Raw genomic sequence first — 20,156 nt, 5'->3', positions numbered from 1 at the left:
TTTGCCTCAATGACCGTAAGTTCTTGGTTTAGTGTAATAATCGATTAGAGGAACACACATATTAGCGATAAGCACAGCAAATGCGACGCCATCTGGGAAACCTCCCCAACTGCGAATAATAAAGACTAACCCGCCAATAAGGGCACCAAAAATGAGTCTGCCTTTGACCGTGGTGGAAGCAGATACTGGGTCCGTTGCAATAAAGAAAGCGCCTAGCATTGTGGCACCGGATAGAAGGTGTAGGAGAGGCGATGCCGTTTCACCTGGAGTAATGAGGCTAAAAATGGTGCTAAATAATGTTAGGCTAACGAGGAAGCCAACGGGAATATACCACTGGATTATGCGCTTTTTGAGCATAATGACGCCGCCGATAAAGTAAGCAATATTAACCCATTGCCAACCGACACCAGCTAAGCCATCAAAGATAGGTTGTGTGAGAACCTCGCTCGGTGTTGAGCCACTCATGAGTCCTGTTTTAAAGGTGTCCAGTGGTGTTGCCATCGTAAACCCGTCAACGCCCGAACGAACTTGCTGTAGTGAGAGGCCATCAAAGTTATAACCGGTAAAAATCAGTGAAAAAGTATCAATAAACCCTGTATGTTGAGTGATCAACGATACGGGCGCACTCCAACTGGTCATTTGAACGGGAAATGAGATCAGTAAGACGACATAAGCCACCATCGCCGGGTTAAATAGGTTTTGGCCAATGCCACCATAGAGGTGTTTAGCAACTATGATCGCAAAAAATAAACCAATGACAATGAGCCACCAAGGTGACCAAGGTGGGATTGAAATCGCGAGTAACCAAGCGGTTACTATAGCGCTATTATCTCGAAGTGCACGCATTGGAGAGCGTTTACGAATCAGCATCACGGTGAATTCAAGTGATACCGCAACGATGATAGCGAATACTAGTTGAATCAACGTTCCCCAACCGAAGAAATAACTTTGGGCGATTAAACCTGGTATGGCACACAAAGCTACCCATTTCATCAGATCAGCCGTATTTCGGCGATTATGAGCATGCGGTGAACTGGCAATAAAGAACGACATTACTTGTTCTCCTCAATATTATTTTTATTCGCGTCTTGCTTAGCCTTACGCGCTTTGGCGCGAGCGATAGCAGCAGCGACTGCGGCTTTTTTCGGGTCATCGCTTGATGCAGCCGCTGGTGTAGCTTCGGTCGATTCAGCAGGAGTATCTTGCTGAGCTTTACGCGCTTTGGCACGAGCGATGGCAGCAGCGACTGCGGCTTTTTTCGGGTCATTGCTTGATGCAGCCGTTGGTGTAGCTTCGGTCGATTCAGCAGGTGCGTCTTGCTGAGCTTTACGCGCTTTGGCACGAGCGATGGCAGCAGCGACTGCGGCTTTTTTCGGGTCATCGCTTGATGCAGCCGTTGATGCTGTGTCGGTAGATTCAGCAGGTGCGTCTTGCTGAGTTTTGCGCGCTTTAGCACGAGCGATGGCAGCAGCGACTGCGGCTTTTTTCGGGTCATCGCTTGATGCAGCCGTTGATGCTGTGTCGGTCGATTCAGCAGGCGCGTCTTGCTGAGCTTTACGCGCTTTGGCGCGAGCGATAGCAGCAGCGACTGCGGCTTTTTTCGGGTCATCGCTTGATGCAGCCGTTGATGCTGTGTAAGTCGATTCAGCAGGTGCGTCTTGCTGAGTTTTGCGCGCTTTAGCACGAGCGATGGCAGCAGCGACTGCGGCTTTTTTCGGGTCATCGTTTGATGCAGCCGCTGGTGCAGCTTCGTTTGGTTCAGCAGGTGCGTCTTGCTGAGCTTTACGCGCTTTGGCACGAGCGATGGCAGCAGCGACTGCGGCTTTTTTCGGGTCATCGTTTGATGCAGCCGTTGATGCAGTGTCGGTCGATTCAGCAGGTGCGTCTTGCTGAGTTTTGCGCGCTTTAGCACGAGCGATGGCAGCAGCGACTGCGGCTTTTTTCGGGTCATCGTTTGATGCGACTGATGGCGAAGGGTCAATGGCTTCAGAAGAGGCATCTTGTTTTTCTTTCAATGCTTTACGTTCGCGAGCCAATCGTTTACGTTCTTCCCTCAGCTTGCTCATTTCTTCGTTGTCAGGCTCCGTCTGTCCAGCTTCTTTGGCAGCGGCCTGTTTTGCTTTGGCTTTGGCAATTGCAGCCGCTACAGCCGGTTTAACGGTAGGCTCTATATTGGTTTCAGAAGCGTCTTTTTGTGCTTTGACTCTCGCGATTGCCGCTGCAACGGCGTCATCTCCCCCTGATGCCTTCATGTCTTTACGGCGTTCATCGGCTGCTTTTTTGAACCGGTTTTCACGTTCAGCTTTTTCTCGCTCCATACGGGCTTGTTTTTCTTCGAAGCGGGCTCTTGCTCTTTCAGCCGCCGCCGCTTCTTGAGCTTGAGCGCGTATTTCTGCTTTCGCTTGGCGGTAATACTCAACCAATGGAATTTCACTCGGGCAAACAAAGGCACAAGCTCCACACTCAATACAATCTTTGAGGTTGAGCTCTTCGAGCTTTTCGTACTCTTGGCTTTTTGCATACCATTGCAATTGCTGAGGGAGTAACGTGGCAGGACACACTTCAGCGCAGGCTCCACAGCGAATGCATTCCATTTCATCTTTTGAAATAGCGATTTCACGTCTTTTCGGTGCCAGAATACAGTTTGCGGTTTTTGTAATGGGCACTTGTGCATGAGGGAGGGTAAAGCCCATCATCGGGCCACCCATAATCAGGCGCTGCAGCTTTCGTTCAGCTTTATAACCAAACTCATCCAGAAGCGCTTGTACCGGAGTCCCGAGTAAGGCCCAAACATTGCGAGGTTGTTTAAAGGTATCACCTGTCAGCGTGACAATACGGTTAATCATAGGCTCACCGTTAATGACAGCACGCTTAATTGAGAAGAGTGAACCTACGTTTTGTACTAAAACACCAATATCAGCAGGAATGGCACCACTGGGGATTTCTTTGTTGGTTAAAATCTTGATAAGCTGCTTTTCTCCACCAGAGGGATACTTGGTTGGAATCACGCGGATAAGAATGTTCTTCTCTTTTGCTGCGTGCTCAAGCGCTTTTATTGCATCAGGCTTATTATCTTCGATACCAATGATTGTCAGTTTGGGATTGAGAATATGTTCAACTATTTCGATCCCTTGTAAAAGCTCGTCCGCATGCTCCTGCATGAGTTTATCATCGGCGGTAATATAGGGCTCGCACTCTGCTGCGTTAACAATGAGTATCTCTGTTCGTGCAAGACCTGATTGGAGTTTTTTTGCCGTTGGAAAGCCTGCACCACCCATTCCAGAAATACCCGCCAGACGAATGACATCGATAAGAGATTCCTTAGACATTTTGGTATAGTCTTCAATCGGTGTTCTTGGACACCAAGTCTCATTACCATCAGGAATAATAACTGCGCAAAGCTCGGACAGTCCAGAAGGGTGGGCAACAGTCCTAGACTCTATGGCTCGTATATGTCCTGAAGTCGGTGCATGAACAGGAATCGTAAAACCGGTATCAGAAGCGGTCAGTGGTTGACCTTTTAAGACGTAATCTCCAGTAGCAACCAGTAAGTTACCCGATTTGCCAATGTGCTGTTTTAATGGGAGCACAATTTCTGATGGGATCGATGCATGTACTAATGACATCTTGTTGGATTGCTTTTTATTTTCTGCTGGATGTACTCCACCAGGAAAGTCCCATAACGAGCCAGCACGAATTTGTTCAATCAAAGACAACATATCAAACCTTAATTAATCGAATTGCTTCGGTGAGCTGAATCAGCAGCATCCGTAATGTTTGTCACAGGAATAGCATTCAATTGCCATTTCCAGCTATCGGTGGTCGTTTCTAATGGGATCATCTCAATACAGTCTGTTGGGCATGGTGCGACGCATAAGTCACAGCCAGTACATTCATCTTTAATCACTGTGTGTAGTGCTTTAGTTCCACCGACGATGGCATCAACGGGGCAAGCTTGAATACATTTTGTGCAACCAATACACATGTCTTCATGAATGAAAGCAACCGTTTTGACGTTATTAACGAGGTCATGTGCAGATTCTTCTGCCTCAACTCCCATGAGGTCGGCGAGTTTCTCAATGGTCGTTTGGCCACCTGGAGGACATTTATTAATTTTGTCACCGTTAGCAATTGCTTCTGCATAAGGTCTACAGCCAGGGTATCCGCATTGCCCACATTGAGTTTGAGGCAATAATGAATCAATTTGGTCAACGATTGGATCTGCTTCTACTTTAAAGCGTATAGAAGCAAAGCCAAGTACAGCGCCGAAAATGGCGGCAAGTAGGGCGATGGCAATGATAGCGATAAATATAGTATTCATCTTTTTTATTTCACCAATCCAGTAAAGCCCATAAAGGCTAGAGACATGAGACCTGCAGTGATCATCGCGATTGAAGCGCCTTTAAAAGGGACAGGTACATCCGCCGCAGCAATACGCTCACGCATCGAAGCAAATAAGATCAGTACAAGAGAGAAGCCAACAGCGGCTCCAAAACCATAAATAATAGATTCTATAAAATTATGATTTTCATTGATATTCAGTAAAGCCACACCTAAAACAGCACAATTTGTTGTAATTAAAGGTAAAAAGATCCCAAGCAAGCGGTATAACGTTGGGCTAGTCTTGTGAACGACCATTTCAGTGAACTGAACCACGACGGCGATGACCAAAATAAAACTCATGGTCCTTAAGTACTCAATCCCTAATGGACGCAGGATGTAACTTTCCACTAGGTATGCTGAGACTGAAGCTAGAGTGAGGACAAAAGTGGTGGCCAGCCCCATACCAATTGCTGTCTCAAGCTTCTTAGAGACTCCCATAAAAGGACAGAGGCCAAGAAATTTGACCAGCACAAAATTATTAACCAAAACTGTTCCAACTAACAGCAGCATATATTCGGTCATAGCTAACACATTCATTGTAATCCGATATCCCTATTATCGTGCTTTGTGACATCAATAACAACCAGTGAAAGATAAGGTTTTCAGCATTTAGGTTGATAACTGCCCAAGTAGCCTCATGATGCTTGATTCAGAACAGCTTGAAGTTATTTGGGTATGAACCTCAAGACAGAGACAAGACCTTAGAGCTCATAACCTTTACTTCCCGAACTATTTCAATATAAGAAGTTTTACGATGGAGAAAAGGCAATAGATCCTAGTACGGTTTACTTAAAAAGTGGATGTCTAGCATTGAACTCCACTTTATTAACCATAAAGAAAATAGGTGAAATTCCAATTCTTTGGAAATGTAAGATGTGCCTTTAATAATTAGAATTATTACTCAAATTAAAATTTATCTTACATTTTTTTAACCCTTTTATTGATATGTCTAATCGTATAGTGGAAAAATTTGTAATGTTTTCTGAATTTTGACGTTTAAAGCTTTCTTGTTTTATTAACATTTTTATTTTTTTTTAATCAATAATTCATGAAATCACATTTTATTTATGATTTTTAAGGTGTACTGGTTTTACACCATTTAGATTTATTATTTTTTATTTTGAGTAAATTAATAAGTTACTTATAGTGAGTTTTTTGGTTATCGGTCTATCAATTGACGGTGCCCGGGGTTACTGATTTTTTTAGGGGCAAATTCAAATAAAACAAACGTATACATTTTCCTGTTGGATGTGTCTGAAATGAATGGTACGGCCCGTTTTTGGGTTTTAATGGAAGTAAAGAAAGGGTTAACGCCAGGCTAGAAAATTATGTATAGAATTAAAAATTGGTTGATAGATTTAGAGCACCCTTTAGCTAAAAACATACTTACCGACGAAGAGCGTCGTATAGGTTACCATGATCACCTCGTGATACTCATTTTGTGTAAAAATGCTGGAAAGGTGACAACTAAAGAAGAGTTGTTAACGGGAGCATGGCCAGGAAAGCATGTTTCTGAGGGTTCTCTCACCCAATCGATTCGTTCGATTAGGCAGCTTTTAGAAGATAGCGGTAAGGAACAAAAGTACCTCAAGACGGTTGCGAAAATAGGCTACAAGTTTGAGAGTGATGCTGTTTTTAATAGTGAAGTGAAAGAGGTTGAGCTCAGTTCAAAAAATATATCAGACTCTATTGAACCAGAAAGTAAAGAGACGTCTTTTAACACACCTCAAGAAGCATCTTTGGAGGTAGAGACAAAGGTAAAGAAAAATCACAACGTCAAAAATTATCTTTGTATTGTTTTGGGTATAGCGTCTCTTTTGGTTGCTGCCAGTGTACCGTTTATCTACTCTCAGCCAAAATTTGAAGCAAGCTCCTGGACCTCGATGCACAAAGTTGAAGTATCAGATGTGTTGACCATCTATGTTGAACCAGATCTCAATGTTGATGATATATCGGAAAGCTTGAATTCTTACATATTAGAACTTAAACAAAACGGTATCGTTAGTAGGGTTGTTATGCTGTACACGCGTGAGACTTTTTCACTTGTTACTATCCGGGATTCAGATGCACCACAAAACGTAGTGATCATATTGAAAAAAACAGATACTGGTCAAAAGTTAGTCTCTCTAATTAAGGAAGAATTACACCACCATGTTCACTGATAATAAAAAAAGTCTAGCATTTCTTATTGCTAGTATTCTAATAATGGTCATATCTTTCGTGATAAATGTAGGACTTGCTTCTGATAAAGAAGCAACATTCAGTGTTACGACTAACTATGTTTCTTCAACGCATGATTACGTTGCAACAGAACATGTCGAAGCTTTCTTAAGAGATCAGAATTTTGAGTCACTCACTATTTTAAAAGAAACGGGTATGGAAGATATGCTGAAAATGCATACGTACGGCTATATTACAACAAATTATAAGGGGCTTTACCATGCGACTATTACCAGTGAAGAAATTCATAATGTTGACCTAGATTTGAAAGAAACTAAAGGTTTGCTCTTGTTTAAAAAATACATCAGTGCGAAACGTAAACGGGCATTTATGAAATCAATCCAAATTGTTGAAGAGTTACCGGGTGGGTATCTATTGTTAATTTCAGATAAACCCATAAAGAAAATGACGCTTGGAAAGTTTGATTGGTTGTAACGTTTTATTTATTAAATGTGTTGCCTTATTACACCTACTTTAGTTTGAGTTAGACGCAGAGGTTTAGTTGTCTGATTTTGTTTTAAATAGTTGACTTATAATGATTTTAACTCATTTTTATTGGTTTAAATTACGCAGTTGAGGTCACTTGGGTATATAAAGAGAAATAAACAATATTAAGTCATAATTAGTCACAAGCATTTATAATATCACAAATTAATAAGTGCTTTTTAACTGAAATTTTATTGATAGTTCTGTCACTTTTGGGATGATGTTTTGTATCCAAAAAGTGGGGGGATTATAGTGAAATATTTTGTCATTTTATTTTCTGTGTTGATGCAATTTCAAGTCAATGCAAGCAGCACAACCGATGTTCCAAGGCTAATGAACTACAACGTTTATATGCTAGAACGTATTTTAAGTCCTGTTGTTGGGAAAACAAACCCTGACAAGCGAGCAAACTTAATTGCCAAATCGTCAATCTTTGATAACACCGATGTGGTCGTGTTTAATGAGGTATTCGATAATCAAGCCAGTGAAATACTTTTAGATGGCTTATCAGATAAGTTTAAGTATCGAACCCCTGTTCTTGGTCGAACTCAAGAAGGATGGGATAAAACGGAAGGATGGCGAACCATGGCTGCAGATGATGGCGGTGTCGTTATCCTAAGTAAGTATCCAATCGAGTACCAAGCTCAGGTGATATTTGGCTCGAGTTGTGGTGCTGATAAAGCATCGCAGAAAGGTTTCATCCATACCGTTATTAATAAAGGTGGTGAACTTTATAATATCATTGGTACCCATGTTCAAGCTGATGATAGCCTCTGCACGGTTTCACCTGAAGTCATTCGAAGTGAGCAATTTAAAGATATTCAAAGCTATGTTGCTAGATCGGGTCGTTCAAAAGATGAAATGGTTTTTATTGCAGGTGACTTAAATGTTGCTAAGCAATCATCTGAGTTTCAGTCGATGCTGGATGACTTAAACGTTGTTGAACCGACAAATTATGCTGGAGCGCCGTACTCTTGGGATCCTGCAGCGAATGGTTTTACGAATGATAGTTATCCAGGTTTTCAAGGACAGCTCCTTGACTACATTCTTGTTGAACGCAGCCATAAGCAGCCGGAGAATTGGCACAATCAAATTCTAGACCCTATTTCAGAGAGGGTTGAAGTGTCAGGAAGTCAAGAAAGTTTCTATTTTTACGAATACTCTGATCATTTTCCAGTTGTAGCATTTGATTATGCAAACGAACAAACACAAACTCAAAGCTCTCGACCAATTAATAAACCTTATAACTCAATCAAGTTGAAGCATCAGTCAACTGGGCAATACGTTTACGCAGATGCCAACAGAGATAATGGTTGGCTAGGTTACGGTATGGATGGCTCTGTTACGAATGCCACCTTTAAACTCGATAATTGGCGTCCTTACAATGGCTTTTGTATTCGAGATAATGACTATGTTCAGATCTCGAGAATGGATAATTATAAAGACTATTACTGGACTTGGCAGGGTAATAGCTACTACACAAGATTCGATAACTCGGCAGACTTTATGAGGATCAGTCGTAAGCATCAATCTGATGATTGTATACAAAATGGTGATGTTGTTTTCCTGTACGATCATTCACACTTTATTACTCAATCAGAAGATAAATATTTAGAGCCTCATGACTCATACATTCAGACTCTCAGTGAGCTTCCTGTAAGTGATAATGGCCTGTTCATTATTGAAATGCCGGAGTTTGAATACTCAGATTGGAAGTCTAACTTGACTTATAATTAGGCTATACCCAAGTAACCTCGCTCTAAATCGAGCATATTGAAGTCACTTGGGCATATCAATGCATGAATTAGGTTACCAGTGCATAAAGCCAGTAGCGAACAAGCTGTTGGTTTTTTTATTGAAGGTAGAACGGCTGTTCTGTTGATGTGCTGATTGTTCTGTTGATGTGCTGATTGTTCTATTGAGGTGATAAGCTTTGAAGCGCTCATAAGTGTCTAAACCAAGCACCTTGTCGTCACTTAGGGATAAAAGATTTATGAAAGAGGTAGGTTTTAATAATTTAAAAAAATCTTTACTTTCTCAGAGGCTTTGAGGATAAAGGCCTCGGAGTAGTTATCCACCAAATTTGTGGATAACTGTGTTAATGAAAATTGAGTAAGGATAAATCTCTATCTTGTTGATCTTTCACATCGCTTTCCAATTGCTTACTCTATATTTATATACTCAAGTATCTTGAGGTCACTTGTGTATAAGTGATTTAATTTGGTCCATTGCTTTTTCTTGAATGACTTAGGCAGGTAATCCCTAACTCAATAATTAGGGTACAAATAGAGGCAAATACTTTGCACTGACTTGAGTATCGCAGTAGCATTCGAAAGGTTTGAAAAGTTAAGGAACGTTATGAGCAAAGTGTACGAATTAGTATCCGACTATCGCCCCTCTGGAGATCAGCCCACGGCTATCCTGCAGTTACTGGACGGTTTGGATTCAGGTTTGGCCCACCAAACTCTTTTAGGTGTTACGGGCTCAGGTAAAACGTTTACCCTCGCAAATGTTATCGCACAGGCACAAAGGCCCGCAATTCTTCTTGCTCCTAACAAAACACTTGCAGCCCAACTTTATGGAGAAATGAAGGCATTTTTTCCAAATAATGCTGTTGAGTATTTCGTTTCTTATTATGATTATTACCAGCCAGAAGCTTACGTTCCGACGACGGATACTTTTATTGAAAAAGATGCTTCTGTTAATGCACATATAGAGCAGATGCGCCTGTCTGCCACAAAAGCCTTACTAGAACGTAAAGATGCCATTATTGTCGCCTCAGTATCAGCGATCTATGGTCTTGGTGACCCTGAATCTTATCTAAAAATGATGCTGCATGTTCGGCGAGGTGACGTGATAGATCAGCGTGATATGCTCAGGCGTCTTGCTGAATTACAGTATTCCCGCAACGACGTATCGTTTGAACGAGGACAGTTTCGAGTTCGTGGTGAAGTGATTGATATTTTTCCCGCAGAATCGGATCAAGATGCGGTTAGAATTGAGATGTTCGATGATGAAATCGACAGTATCAGTGTGTTTGACCCACTCACTGGTGTGGTTAAACAACGAGATTTGCCACGTTATACTATTTATCCAAAGACCCACTATGTGACGCCTCGTGATCGAGTGTTAGAGGCGATTGAGAAGATTAAAGTTGAATTAGAAATACGCAAAAAGCAACTGCTTGACGATAATAAATTGCTGGAAGAGCAGCGTATTTCTCAGCGAACTCAATTTGATATTGAAATGATGAATGAACTTGGTTTTTGTTCTGGAATTGAAAACTACTCACGTTATCTGAGTGGCCGCGCCGAGGGAGAGCCACCGCCTACGCTATTTGATTACTTGCCTCATGACGGTTTATTAATTATCGATGAGTCACACGTGACGGTGCCTCAAATCGGGGCGATGTATAAAGGCGATCGATCGCGCAAGGAAACGCTGGTTGAATTTGGTTTCCGTCTGCCTTCTGCTCTTGATAATAGACCGATGAAGTTTGAGGAGTTTGAAGCAATTTCACCACAGACTATCTTTGTTTCCGCGACGCCTGGAAACTATGAATTGGAGAAATCAGCTGGGGAAATCGCCGATCAAGTTGTTCGTCCAACGGGTTTACTCGATCCTGAATTAGAAGTACGTCCAGTCGCGACTCAGGTTGATGACTTATTGTCTGAAATCCGTATTCGTAGTGCCATTAATGAGCGAGTACTTGTCACCACCTTGACCAAGCGTATGGCAGAAGATTTAACCGAGTACCTTCATGAACATGACGTAAAAGTTCGATACTTGCACTCAGACATCGATACTGTAGAGCGAGTCGAGATTATACGAGATCTTCGTTTGGGTGAGTTTGATGTTTTGGTTGGCATCAACCTACTACGTGAAGGTTTAGATATGCCAGAGGTCTCTTTAGTGGCGATTCTGGATGCGGATAAGGAAGGTTTTTTACGTTCCGAACGTTCTCTTATTCAGACAATTGGTCGAGCGGCGAGAAATATTAACGGTAAAGCAATTTTATATGGTGATTCGATTACTAAGTCGATGAAAAAAGCCATGGATGAAACCGAAAGGCGTCGTGAAAAGCAGCATACTTACAATATAGAAATGGGCATTATCCCCCAAGCTTTAAAACGTAATGTCAAAGATATTATGGAGTTGGGTGATATCACTAAGTCTAAACGTCAACGAACTCAGCAGACTGTACCACTATCCAAAGTTGCCGAACCTTCGAAAGTTTATACTGCTATGACTCCCCAGCAACTAGAGAAAGAGATCAGTAAACTAGAGACAGAAATGTATCAACACGCACAGAATCTTGAATTTGAATTAGCAGCGCAAAAGCGTGACGAAATTGAGCAACTGCGCTCTCAATTTATTGCTAATAGCTAAGGTCTAGAGTATCTGAAGTGACTTTGGGTATTTTAATACAGAGCTTTGAGGGTATTTTGTTGAAACTTGAAACTTGAAACTTGATACTTTATAGGCTCGATTATTGAAAATAACGTGATTTATTCCAACCTATAGTGGGCCAAAAATTGCAAAGTGCAATGCGTAATGCGATTATTGTGTAAAATACAAAACAAACTGTTTATCGTATGCAATCAACACCACATAGCCCTAAATCACGTTATCTTTTGATGGTAGAAGATACAGCGTCTGTTGCCGCTTTATACCGTTCTTATCTTACCCCACTTGGCATCGACATTAATATTGTTGGTACAGGTAGGGATGCGATCGAAAGCCTCAAAAATCGAACGCCAGATTTGATACTTCTCGATTTACGCTTGCCTGACATGACGGGTATGGACGTTTTACATGCTGTAAAGAAGAATAACCCAGATGTTCCAATTATCTTCATGACTGCTCACGGCTCGATTGATACGGCAGTTGAAGCCATGCGACATGGTTCGCAAGACTTTTTGATTAAGCCCTGTGAAGCTGACCGTCTGCGAGTAACGGTAAATAATGCGATTCGCAAAGCTACGAAACTGAAAAACGAAGCAGATAATCCTGGTGAGCAAAATTACCAAGGCTTTATTGGAAGTAGCCAAACAATGCAGCAGGTTTATCGAACCATTGACTCCGCAGCAAGCAGTAAAGCAAGTATCTTTATCACTGGTGAAAGCGGGACAGGTAAAGAAGTTTGTGCTGAAGCCATCCATGCTGCGAGTAAGCGTGGCGATAAACCTTTTATTGCGATTAACTGTGCTGCAATACCTAAAGATCTGATTGAAAGTGAACTTTTTGGGCATGTAAAAGGGGCGTTTACGGGAGCCGCAAATGATCGCCAAGGTGCGGCAGAGCTCGCCGATGGTGGAACCCTCTTTCTTGATGAATTGTGCGAAATGGATTTGGATCTTCAAACCAAGCTATTACGTTTCATCCAGACGGGTACTTTTCAAAAAGTAGGCTCGTCGAAAATGAAAAGTGTCGATGTACGTTTTGTCTGTGCAACCAATAGAGATCCTTGGAAAGAAGTACAGGAAGGGCGCTTTCGTGAAGATTTGTATTACCGTCTCTATGTTATCCCTCTCCATCTACCACCTTTACGTGAGCGTGGAGAAGATGTGATTGAGATAGCGTATTCTTTGCTTGGTTACATGTCTAAAGAAGAAGGAAAAAACTTTGTTCGCTTCGCTGCTGAAGTTATTGAACGATTTAATCATTATGAGTGGCCTGGTAATGTAAGACAGTTACAAAACGTACTAAGAAATATTGTGGTTTTGAATAACGGTAAAGAAATCACACTAGACATGCTGCCACCTCCACTCAATCATCCGATCGCAAGAAAGGCTGAAATAACATCGTTACAAAGCCAGTCTTTGAAAGCTTCTGATATCCTTCCTTTATGGATGACAGAGAAGATAGCCATTGAGCAAGCGATTAAAGCATGTGATGGTAATATTCCACGTGCTTCAGGTTATTTAGATGTAAGTCCGTCCACCCTGTATAGGAAATTACAGGCATGGAACAATAAGGAAGAAAAACAGAGCGTATGAGTACTGATATTTTAAACCGTAGTGATATTGAGTCTTTATCGCAGGAAATTGGGAGTGAAAATGTTCCAATATTATTAGAAATTTTCATCACTGAGTTAGACAGCTACATCTCTAATTTACCTGAACTGCAAGGCCATGAGCTGATCGAGTATTTAACTGAGGTGAGTCATGCCCTTAAAAGTAGTGCTGCCAGCTTCGGAGCTGCTCAACTATGTCAGCTTGCGATCATGATTGATAAAAAAGCGAAAGCCCAAACGCTTAACGATGAACAAATAGAGGCGGCTAGATTATTAGATTGTCTTAAGCAAACTCGCGAAGTGTACCGCTGTTGGGTTCAATGAGATAAAAGATCGACAATATCTCTAAGTTATCTCACTCTGAATCAGGCACCTTGAGGTCACTTGGGTATATTGCTTAAGAGTCTCTAAGCTTGATAACGTGGATCATATCAGGTGAGTCGTTTCACCTGACACGTTTTATTGATGTTTTGGCTTTGACTGTATCGCTTTTAATCAAACATCTTGAAGTCTCAGTAAATATGCTTAACTGATTTCATTTTCGATTGCTGACTTTAACCGCTCTCTATCATGGCGCCAGTCACGGTTTGTAGATGCGAGCGGTTGAGTGACCACGTGCCAGCTATCGAGTACTTCTTGTTCTGCTTGCTCAGTGAGAACCACGTCAATTTTTCTACCATGGCAAGCGCGTTCGCACCACTCCAGTTTTTGTTTCATTGACATATGGCCGGCAGGTCCATGTTCCGGGCTTAAATTGGCAACAAAAATAACTTTCGCTGTAGGGTTATTTGCAATGGCTTTACCTAATTCAGGTAAGAGCAATGGCGGCATGATGCTTGTTAGAAAGCTACCAGGCCCAAGGATTATAGCGTCGGCTTCTTTAATTGCTGAAAGTGTTTCTTTTGTTGCAGGAACTTCTGGTGACAAATCTAAGCGACGCAGTGTAGAGGTCATATCGTCGATATTGGTTTCACCTGTAATCCATGTGCCATCTGTTGATAAAGCGGTAAGATCAGAAGGGTGCTCTGACATTGGAATAATATTCACATCGACTTTAAGCATGTTTCTAATAAGATCGATGGCTTCTAGGGGGCGAACCGATAGGTTATCCAAGGCTGTTAGCATCAGGTTACCCAAGTTATGTCCATCGAGTTCACCTGCACCTTTAAACCGATACTCGAACATCATCGAACTGACCGAAGGTTCTGTAATCAATTGGTTGATGCAGTTTCGGGTATCTCCCCAAGCGATCCCACCTTGGCAATGTCGTATCCTACCTGTCGAACCGCCGTTATCGGTTGTTGCGACAATACCTGTTGCGTTACTGCCAAAGTCTTTTAAAGCCGCTAAAATTCGGCCTAATCCGTGGCCACCACCAACGGCTACGATTTTCTTTGTCGAGTATATATCCATCAAGCTTTTCTAATGTTTGTGTCAACCATGAATAATTTACCTGAAAGCTCATACGAGAGGTACTGAATTCATCATAAATTGTGCGGATGGTGACTTTTTAACTGGCTTCTTAAGCTAATATTAAGTATTTTACTGCACAGCTGTTAGAGAGTCACTTTCTCTGACTGCCATAACTCCGAGCTCACTGTGCTAAGTCAAAAATATTGATGTAGATCAAAAAGATCCGAAAATTATTTAGATAAGCACTTTGAGCCAGTGACGTGTTGTCACAAGGGTAAAATTGGAAATGATTTTGCCTCCCATACTTGGAAAGGTGTTCCGTGGCACAACAATTAGAAGATAAATTTCATCGTAAGTTTTATTACTTGCGCCTGTCAGTGACGGACGTATGTAATTTCAAATGTACTTATTGTCTTCCTGATGGCTATCAACCGTCGGGAAAGAAAAACTCATCCTTTTTATCTCTTCCTGAGATCAATCGTATATCGAAGGCGTTTGCAGGTTGTGGCACGTCAAAAGTGCGCATCACCGGTGGGGAACCGAGCTTGCGTAAAGATTTTACTCAGATTATCGAGACGGTTGCTGGTACATCAGGCATTAATCAGGTTGCAACCACGACAAACGGTTACCGAATGGCTAAGCATGTTGCTGATTGGCGTTCTGCCGGTTTGACTCATATTAATGTGAGTGTAGATAGCCTTGATCCGCGTATGTTCCAGCAAATTACTGGTGAAAATAAGTTTGCACAAGTGATGAGCGGCATTGACCGAGCCTTCGAGGTTGGCTACGAGCAAGTCAAAGTGAACGTGGTTTTAATGAAAAATTTGAACCATCGTGAATTGCCTGCCTTTCTTCAATGGATAAAAGAACGTCCCATTCAATTACGTTTTATTGAATTAATGCAAACGGGTGATATGGATGAATTATTTGCAAACCATCATGTTTCTGGTGTCGCGATCCGCAACCAGTTAATGGCTGATGGTTGGCTATTAAAAACTCGCTCTCAACAAGATGGGCCTGCTCAAGTATTTTTTCACCCAGACTATAAAGGTGAAATTGGTTTGATCATGCCCTATGAGAAAGGTTTTTGCGAAAGCTGTAATCGATTGCGTATCTCAGCAACAGGAAAGTTACACCTGTGTTTATTTGGAGATCATGGCATTGAACTGCGAGATTTGTTGCAGCATGACGAACAAGAAAACGAATTAGTTTCAAGAATTCAATCACAATTACAAACAAAGTCCATCAGTCATTCGTTGCACGATGGTCATACAGGAATGACGCCACATCTTGCCTCAATTGGCGGGTAACGGAAAAGGTTTGCTCTTATACTCAGTGACCTTGCTCTGAATCAAGTATCTTGAGGTCAACAGAACATAAGGCAACCGAGAGTGATTTCAATAATGGTTTAAGTCAATTTAAGAATAGGTGAATAAATGGGACATGCAGAAAGTCAATTTCAAGCCGCATCGATAGCGGTTTTGACCGTATCTGATACTCGCACTGAAGAAAATGATACGTCAGGCGGCTACCTTGTGGAACAAGCAAAACAAGCGGGCCATCATGTAGTCGATAAAAAAATTGTGATTGACGACAGATACAAAATTCGTGCGATTGTTTCTCAATGGATTGCAGATGAAAATATTCAAGCAATCCTAGTAACAGGTGGTACAGGTTTTACTTCTCGTGATAGCACTCCTGAAGCTCTGAAGCCACTTTTTGATAAAGAAGTCGAAGGTTTTGGTGAGTTGTTCCGCATGGTCTCTTATGAAGAGATCGGTACATCAACGATTCAATCACGTGCTATTGCGGGTTTTGCCAACCATACGGTTATCTTTGCTATGCCAGGTTCTACAGGTGCTTGTAGAACAGGTTGGACGAGAATTATCCAACAGCAACTCGATGCCAGTCATCGCCCATGCAATTTTATGCCTCATTTATAATTGACCTTTGCACCAAGAGAAAACAATGACGCAACTTACACATATTAATGCTTCTGGTGAAGCAAACATGGTTGATGTATCTATGAAAGCCGAAACCGTACGAGAAGCTCGTGCGGAGGCTTTCGTTGATATGGAACCAGAGACATTAAAGCTGATCGTGTCTGGCCAACACCATAAAGGCGATGTTTTTGCTACTGCACGTTTGGCAGGCATTCAGGCCGCAAAAAAAACATGGGACTTAATTCCACTTTGTCACCCCTTGTTACTTTCTAAAGTTGAAGTACAGCTAGAAGCTCTCGAAGAAACAAGTCAAGTGCGCATCGAGTCGACCTGTAAACTTGCAGGGAAAACCGGAGTTGAAATGGAAGCCCTTACTGCGGCTTCTGTTGCGGCGCTAACGATATATGACATGTGTAAAGCAGTACAAAAAGACATGGTTATCAGTCAAGTTCGTTTATTGGAAAAAACAGGTGGTAAATCAGGACACTTTAAGGCGGAACTATGATTAAAGTCCTTTTCTTTGCTCAGACACGTGAGCTCGTTGGTGTAGAGAGTATCGAACTCGAAGGTGAATTTGACTGTGTGGAAGCCATTAGAGCCCACTTGGTTAAAGAGGCGCCATCGGCATCAAATAAATGGGATTTAGCGCTACAACCTGGGAAGTTATTGGTTGCGGTGAATCAAGAAATTGTGCCATTAGATACAAAAGTTAATTTCGGCGATGAGATCGCTTTTTTTCCTCCTGTGACTGGAGGGTGAAATGGATACGAGGGTAAGTGTACAGCTGGAAGACTTTTCTTTGGAGCTCGAACATCAACGTTTGTCAGCGGCTCATGCAGCAGGGGCGGTGGTTACTTTTACTGGTAAAGTCAGAGATACAAATCTTGGTACTGATGTTACTGGGTTACATTTAGAACATTACCCAGGCATGACAGAAAAAAGCCTTATTGATATTTGCAATCAAGCGGAATCGCGTTGGCCTTTACTAGGAGTGCGTATTGTTCACCGAATTGGGGACCTGGATATAGGCGAGCAAATTGTGTTCGTCGGCGTATCAAGCGCTCATCGAGCTGCAGCATTTGAAGCGTGTGAATTTATCATGGATTACCTCAAAACAAAGGCACCATTTTGGAAGAAGGAACGAACGCGCACTGAAAGTCGTTGGATTGAATCTCGTCAATCTGATCAGCAAGCAGCTCTACGCTGGAAATAATCAGTCTCCCATAATTACTGCTCATATATAGTGAGCAGTAAGCGGGCGAGCCTAGGCAATGTAGGGGGCCTCGTTCATTTATTCTCACTCCTTGCTTATCCACTTCACCTTAATATACCCAACTGCATTCAAGTAACCTCAATATGCATAAAGGTTGAATAAATGACTTTATTCCGCTTCGTTGCCTTCCTTGAATTCGACTCAGTGACCTCGCTCTGAATCAAGCATCTTGAGGTCATGTGGGTATATGCTTAGTTTTATTCTAAAAACAACATTTTATTCCTAATGAAAATGCTTCCCTTTTTAATGGATTTGTTTGTTGAATGTCTTGGTTCAATTTAATTACAAATTGGATGTTAGATGGCTTACCACTTAGCGAGTTTCCTCACAAGATAAACCAAAATTACAACAAGTTGCATAAAATATAATCGCAATAATGTTTAATTAATGTTAATTTTAGGTTGCGTTTTGGTTTAAGTTGATGAGCTTTAAGTTATTTACATTGATATCAACATATCTGTCTCAATAAAGTTAATTTTCTTGATTAAAAAACTAAATCTGTCACTTTAACTAGTGTTTATTGCTGAATGTGCAGGAATGTTACGGAATTATTGTTTTTTTTGTAATATGTTTATGGCAAATTAGTTCAATGGTTGCTAATGTGTGCCAAAGTCTTCGCAAGAAATTAGAATATTGTGCTTATAACTTGTACATCCCCAATCTAATATGCTGATTTAGTCAGTTTCTTGCAGGCGAGTCATGGATGCTAATGAAAAACTTGGAGTTTTACGCATGTATAAAAATAAAATCACGAAAGCCCTTCTTTTAAGCGCTGGCCTTGCAGTGGCCTCTACTTCTTCTCTAACTTTTGCTGCTGATGTGCCAGCCGGAACCAAACTTGCTGAAAAACAAGAACTCGTTCGCGGTAACGGTACCGAAGTTGCGACCATTGACCCGCACAAATCTCAAGGTGTTCCAGAATCACATGTTATCCGTGATTTATTAGAGGGTCTGGTTAACCAAGATGCAGATGGAAATACCATTCCAGGTGTAGCAGAAAGTTGGGAAACGGCAGATAACAAAACGTTTACTTTCCACCTTCGTAAAGACGCTAAATGGTCGAACGGCGATCCTGTTACCGCCGATGACTTTGTATACAGCTGGCAGCGTGCTGTCGATCCAGCAACGGCTTCTCCTTACTCTTGGTACATGGAATACACCAAGATGAAGAATGCTAAAGAAATTGTTGCGGGTAAAAAAGACAAAAGCCAACTGGGTGTAAAAGCACTTGATGCACATACGTTAGTCGTTGAGCTAGATTCTCCTGTACCGTATTTCATCATGATGTCAGGGCACACCACCATGAAGCCGGTACATAAAGCGACCGTTGAGAAGTTTGGTGATCAATGGACAAAACCAGAGCATTTTGTTGGTAATGGTGCATATTCACTGGATAGATGGGTAGTGAATGAGCGTCTAGTATTGAAGCGAAATAAGCAATACTGGGACAACGATAAAACTGTCTTAGAGCAAGTGACTTACTTACCTATTGAAAACCAAGTAACAGAAATGAACCGCTTCTTATCCGGTGAAATTGATTTCACTAATGAAGTACCACTGGAGCACTTTAAACGCCTTAAAAAAGAATATCCAGAATCGGTGTCTGTAGTGGGTAATTTATGTACTTACTACTATCTATTTAATACGAAAAAAGCACCATTTGATGATGCACGTGTACGTAAAGCGATTTCTTACACCATAGATCGAGATATTGTTGCTAATGCTATTTTAGGGCAAGGGCAAAAGCCGGCATACTTTTTAACCCCTGAAATCACAGCACATTTTAACCCTGAGCTTCCAGCCTACGGTAAAATGACCCAAAAAGAGCGTAATGCTGAGGCGATACGACTATTGGAAGAAGCAGGTTATGGCAAAGATAACCCACTAAAATTCTCATTGCTTTACAACACGTCAGAAAACCACAAAAAGCTGGCGATTGCATTGGCTTCAATGTGGAAGAAAAGCCTTGGTTTGAATGTGACACTGGAAAACCAAGAGTGGAAGTCCTACCTATCCACTAAAGATTCAGGTAACTTTGAAGTTGCACGTGCAGGGTGGTGTGGTGATTATAACGAGGCTTCATCTTTCCTAACCTTAATGAAGAGCGGCAATAATACTGGTGGTATTCACTACGGCAGCAAAGAGTACGATGCGATCATGGAAAAAGCGATCACGTCCACATCTGATGAAGAACGTGAAGCATTGTACAACCAAGCGGAAGCATTGATGGCAAAAGACATGCCAATCGCACCCATTTATCAATACGTAAAACCACGTTTACTTTCACCTGCGGTGGGTGGCTTCCCAGTTAACAACCCAGAAGAAAGAATCTACTCAAAAGATCTTTATATCAAAGCTCAGTAATCATTTAGCTTCAAGACTATAAAAAATGGCCTGCACGCACTTATCTAAGCGCGTGTAA

General features: G+C 41.7%; 18 protein-coding genes and 1 riboswitch. Of the genes, 12 read left to right on the top strand and 6 right to left on the bottom strand.

Annotated elements, in window-relative coordinates; all coding sequences use genetic code 11:
* Positions 1 to 6 precede the first annotated feature (6 nt).
* The 4 genes from rsxD to rsxA are packed head-to-tail and all read right to left on the bottom strand — an operon-like array spanning position 7 to position 4,905.
* Positions 7 to 1,053, bottom strand: a complete 1,047-nt coding sequence (gene rsxD / locus BS333_RS09105) for an electron transport complex subunit RsxD (RefSeq protein ID WP_021707909.1) — start codon at positions 1,051 to 1,053, stop codon at positions 7 to 9.
* Positions 1,053 to 3,719, bottom strand: coding sequence for an electron transport complex subunit RsxC (rsxC, locus tag BS333_RS09100; RefSeq protein WP_101903880.1), 2,667 nt, complete (start codon positions 3,717 to 3,719; stop codon positions 1,053 to 1,055). The genes rsxD and rsxC overlap by 1 nt, the downstream gene beginning before the upstream one ends.
* Before the next feature lie 8 nt (positions 3,720 to 3,727).
* Positions 3,728 to 4,321 carry an electron transport complex subunit RsxB gene (rsxB, locus tag BS333_RS09095; RefSeq protein ID WP_021707907.1) on the bottom strand — a complete coding sequence of 198 codons (594 nt, stop codon included), beginning with the start codon at positions 4,319 to 4,321 and terminating at the stop codon, positions 3,728 to 3,730.
* Between the two features lie 5 nt (positions 4,322 to 4,326).
* Positions 4,327 to 4,905 carry an electron transport complex subunit RsxA gene (rsxA, locus tag BS333_RS09090; protein ID WP_033003078.1) on the bottom strand — a complete coding sequence of 193 codons (579 nt, stop codon included), beginning with the start codon at positions 4,903 to 4,905 and terminating at the stop codon, positions 4,327 to 4,329.
* Between the two features lie 806 nt (positions 4,906 to 5,711).
* On the opposite strand from rsxA, the gene BS333_RS09085 reads away from it, so the two are divergent.
* The 3 genes from BS333_RS09085 to sph all read left to right on the top strand — a co-directional run bounded on the left by BS333_RS09085 (position 5,712) and on the right by sph (position 8,826).
* Positions 5,712 to 6,545: a winged helix-turn-helix domain-containing protein gene (locus tag BS333_RS09085; protein WP_021707905.1), complete on the top strand. Its 834-nt coding sequence runs from the start codon at positions 5,712 to 5,714 to the stop codon at positions 6,543 to 6,545.
* Positions 6,535 to 7,038 carry a hypothetical protein gene (locus BS333_RS09080; RefSeq protein ID WP_021707904.1) on the top strand — a complete coding sequence of 168 codons (504 nt, stop codon included), beginning with the start codon at positions 6,535 to 6,537 and terminating at the stop codon, positions 7,036 to 7,038. Before BS333_RS09085 ends, BS333_RS09080 begins: the two co-directional genes overlap by 11 nt.
* A gap of 303 nt (positions 7,039 to 7,341) precedes the next feature.
* The gene (gene sph / locus BS333_RS09075) at positions 7,342 to 8,826 is read left to right on the top strand and encodes a sphingomyelin phosphodiesterase (protein ID WP_227739109.1); all 1,485 of its coding nucleotides are present in this window, start codon (positions 7,342 to 7,344) and stop codon (positions 8,824 to 8,826) included.
* Here the strand turns inward: sph and BS333_RS09070 are convergent.
* The gene (locus tag BS333_RS09070) at positions 8,823 to 9,035 is read right to left on the bottom strand and encodes a hypothetical protein (RefSeq protein ID WP_033003075.1); all 213 of its coding nucleotides are present in this window, start codon (positions 9,033 to 9,035) and stop codon (positions 8,823 to 8,825) included. The genes sph and BS333_RS09070 overlap by 4 nt on opposite strands.
* Positions 9,036 to 9,447: 412 nt before the next feature.
* Here BS333_RS09070 and uvrB point away from each other — a divergent pair, with 412 nt between their 5' ends.
* The 3 genes from uvrB to luxU all read left to right on the top strand — a co-directional run bounded on the left by uvrB (position 9,448) and on the right by luxU (position 13,429).
* Complete coding sequence (gene uvrB, locus BS333_RS09065; RefSeq protein ID WP_021707902.1) at positions 9,448 to 11,478, top strand: excinuclease ABC subunit UvrB; 2,031 nt, start codon at positions 9,448 to 9,450, stop codon at positions 11,476 to 11,478.
* 206 nt (positions 11,479 to 11,684) lie between these two features.
* On the top strand, positions 11,685 to 13,088 hold the full coding sequence (gene luxO, locus BS333_RS09060; protein WP_021707901.1) for a quorum-sensing sigma-54 dependent transcriptional regulator LuxO: 1,404 nt from the start codon (positions 11,685 to 11,687) through the stop codon (positions 13,086 to 13,088).
* Positions 13,085 to 13,429, top strand: coding sequence for a quorum-sensing phosphorelay protein LuxU (luxU, locus tag BS333_RS09055; RefSeq protein WP_021707900.1), 345 nt, complete (start codon positions 13,085 to 13,087; stop codon positions 13,427 to 13,429). The genes luxO and luxU overlap by 4 nt, the downstream gene beginning before the upstream one ends.
* A gap of 201 nt (positions 13,430 to 13,630) precedes the next feature.
* Here luxU and BS333_RS09050 read toward each other — a convergent pair whose 3' ends face one another.
* On the bottom strand, positions 13,631 to 14,518 hold the full coding sequence (locus BS333_RS09050; RefSeq protein ID WP_021707899.1) for a YvcK family protein: 888 nt from the start codon (positions 14,516 to 14,518) through the stop codon (positions 13,631 to 13,633).
* 163 nt (positions 14,519 to 14,681) lie between these two features.
* Positions 14,682 to 14,850, top strand: a riboswitch (molybdenum cofactor riboswitch).
* Here BS333_RS09050 and moaA point away from each other — a divergent pair.
* From moaA to BS333_RS09020, 6 genes are all read left to right on the top strand, one after another.
* A complete protein-coding gene (moaA, locus tag BS333_RS09045) occupies positions 14,839 to 15,828 on the top strand; it encodes a GTP 3',8-cyclase MoaA (RefSeq protein ID WP_021707898.1) in 990 nt (329 codons plus the stop codon). Its footprint overlaps the riboswitch before it by 12 nt.
* Before the next feature lie 126 nt (positions 15,829 to 15,954).
* The gene (moaB, locus tag BS333_RS09040) at positions 15,955 to 16,461 is read left to right on the top strand and encodes a molybdenum cofactor biosynthesis protein B (RefSeq protein WP_021707897.1); all 507 of its coding nucleotides are present in this window, start codon (positions 15,955 to 15,957) and stop codon (positions 16,459 to 16,461) included.
* A gap of 25 nt (positions 16,462 to 16,486) precedes the next feature.
* Positions 16,487 to 16,966 (top strand): cyclic pyranopterin monophosphate synthase MoaC, encoded by a 480-nt coding sequence (gene moaC / locus BS333_RS09035; RefSeq protein WP_021707896.1) that lies wholly within the window; start codon positions 16,487 to 16,489, stop codon positions 16,964 to 16,966.
* On the top strand, positions 16,963 to 17,220 hold the full coding sequence (gene moaD, locus BS333_RS09030) for a molybdopterin synthase sulfur carrier subunit (protein ID WP_021707895.1): 258 nt from the start codon (positions 16,963 to 16,965) through the stop codon (positions 17,218 to 17,220). Before moaC ends, moaD begins: the two co-directional genes overlap by 4 nt.
* A gap of 1 nt (position 17,221) precedes the next feature.
* Complete coding sequence (gene moaE, locus BS333_RS09025; RefSeq protein ID WP_021707894.1) at positions 17,222 to 17,674, top strand: molybdopterin synthase catalytic subunit MoaE; 453 nt, start codon at positions 17,222 to 17,224, stop codon at positions 17,672 to 17,674.
* Between the two features lie 792 nt (positions 17,675 to 18,466).
* Positions 18,467 to 20,098, top strand: a complete 1,632-nt coding sequence (locus BS333_RS09020) for an ABC transporter substrate-binding protein (protein WP_021707893.1) — start codon at positions 18,467 to 18,469, stop codon at positions 20,096 to 20,098.
* Positions 20,099 to 20,156 lie beyond the last annotated feature (58 nt).

Origin of the sequence: Vibrio azureus (genome assembly GCF_002849855.1) — a bacterium.
Lineage (GTDB): Bacteria > Pseudomonadota > Gammaproteobacteria > Enterobacterales > Vibrionaceae > Vibrio > Vibrio azureus.
The sequence above is the reverse complement of the archived record's forward strand: the minus strand, read 5'-3'. Positions and strand labels throughout refer to the sequence as shown.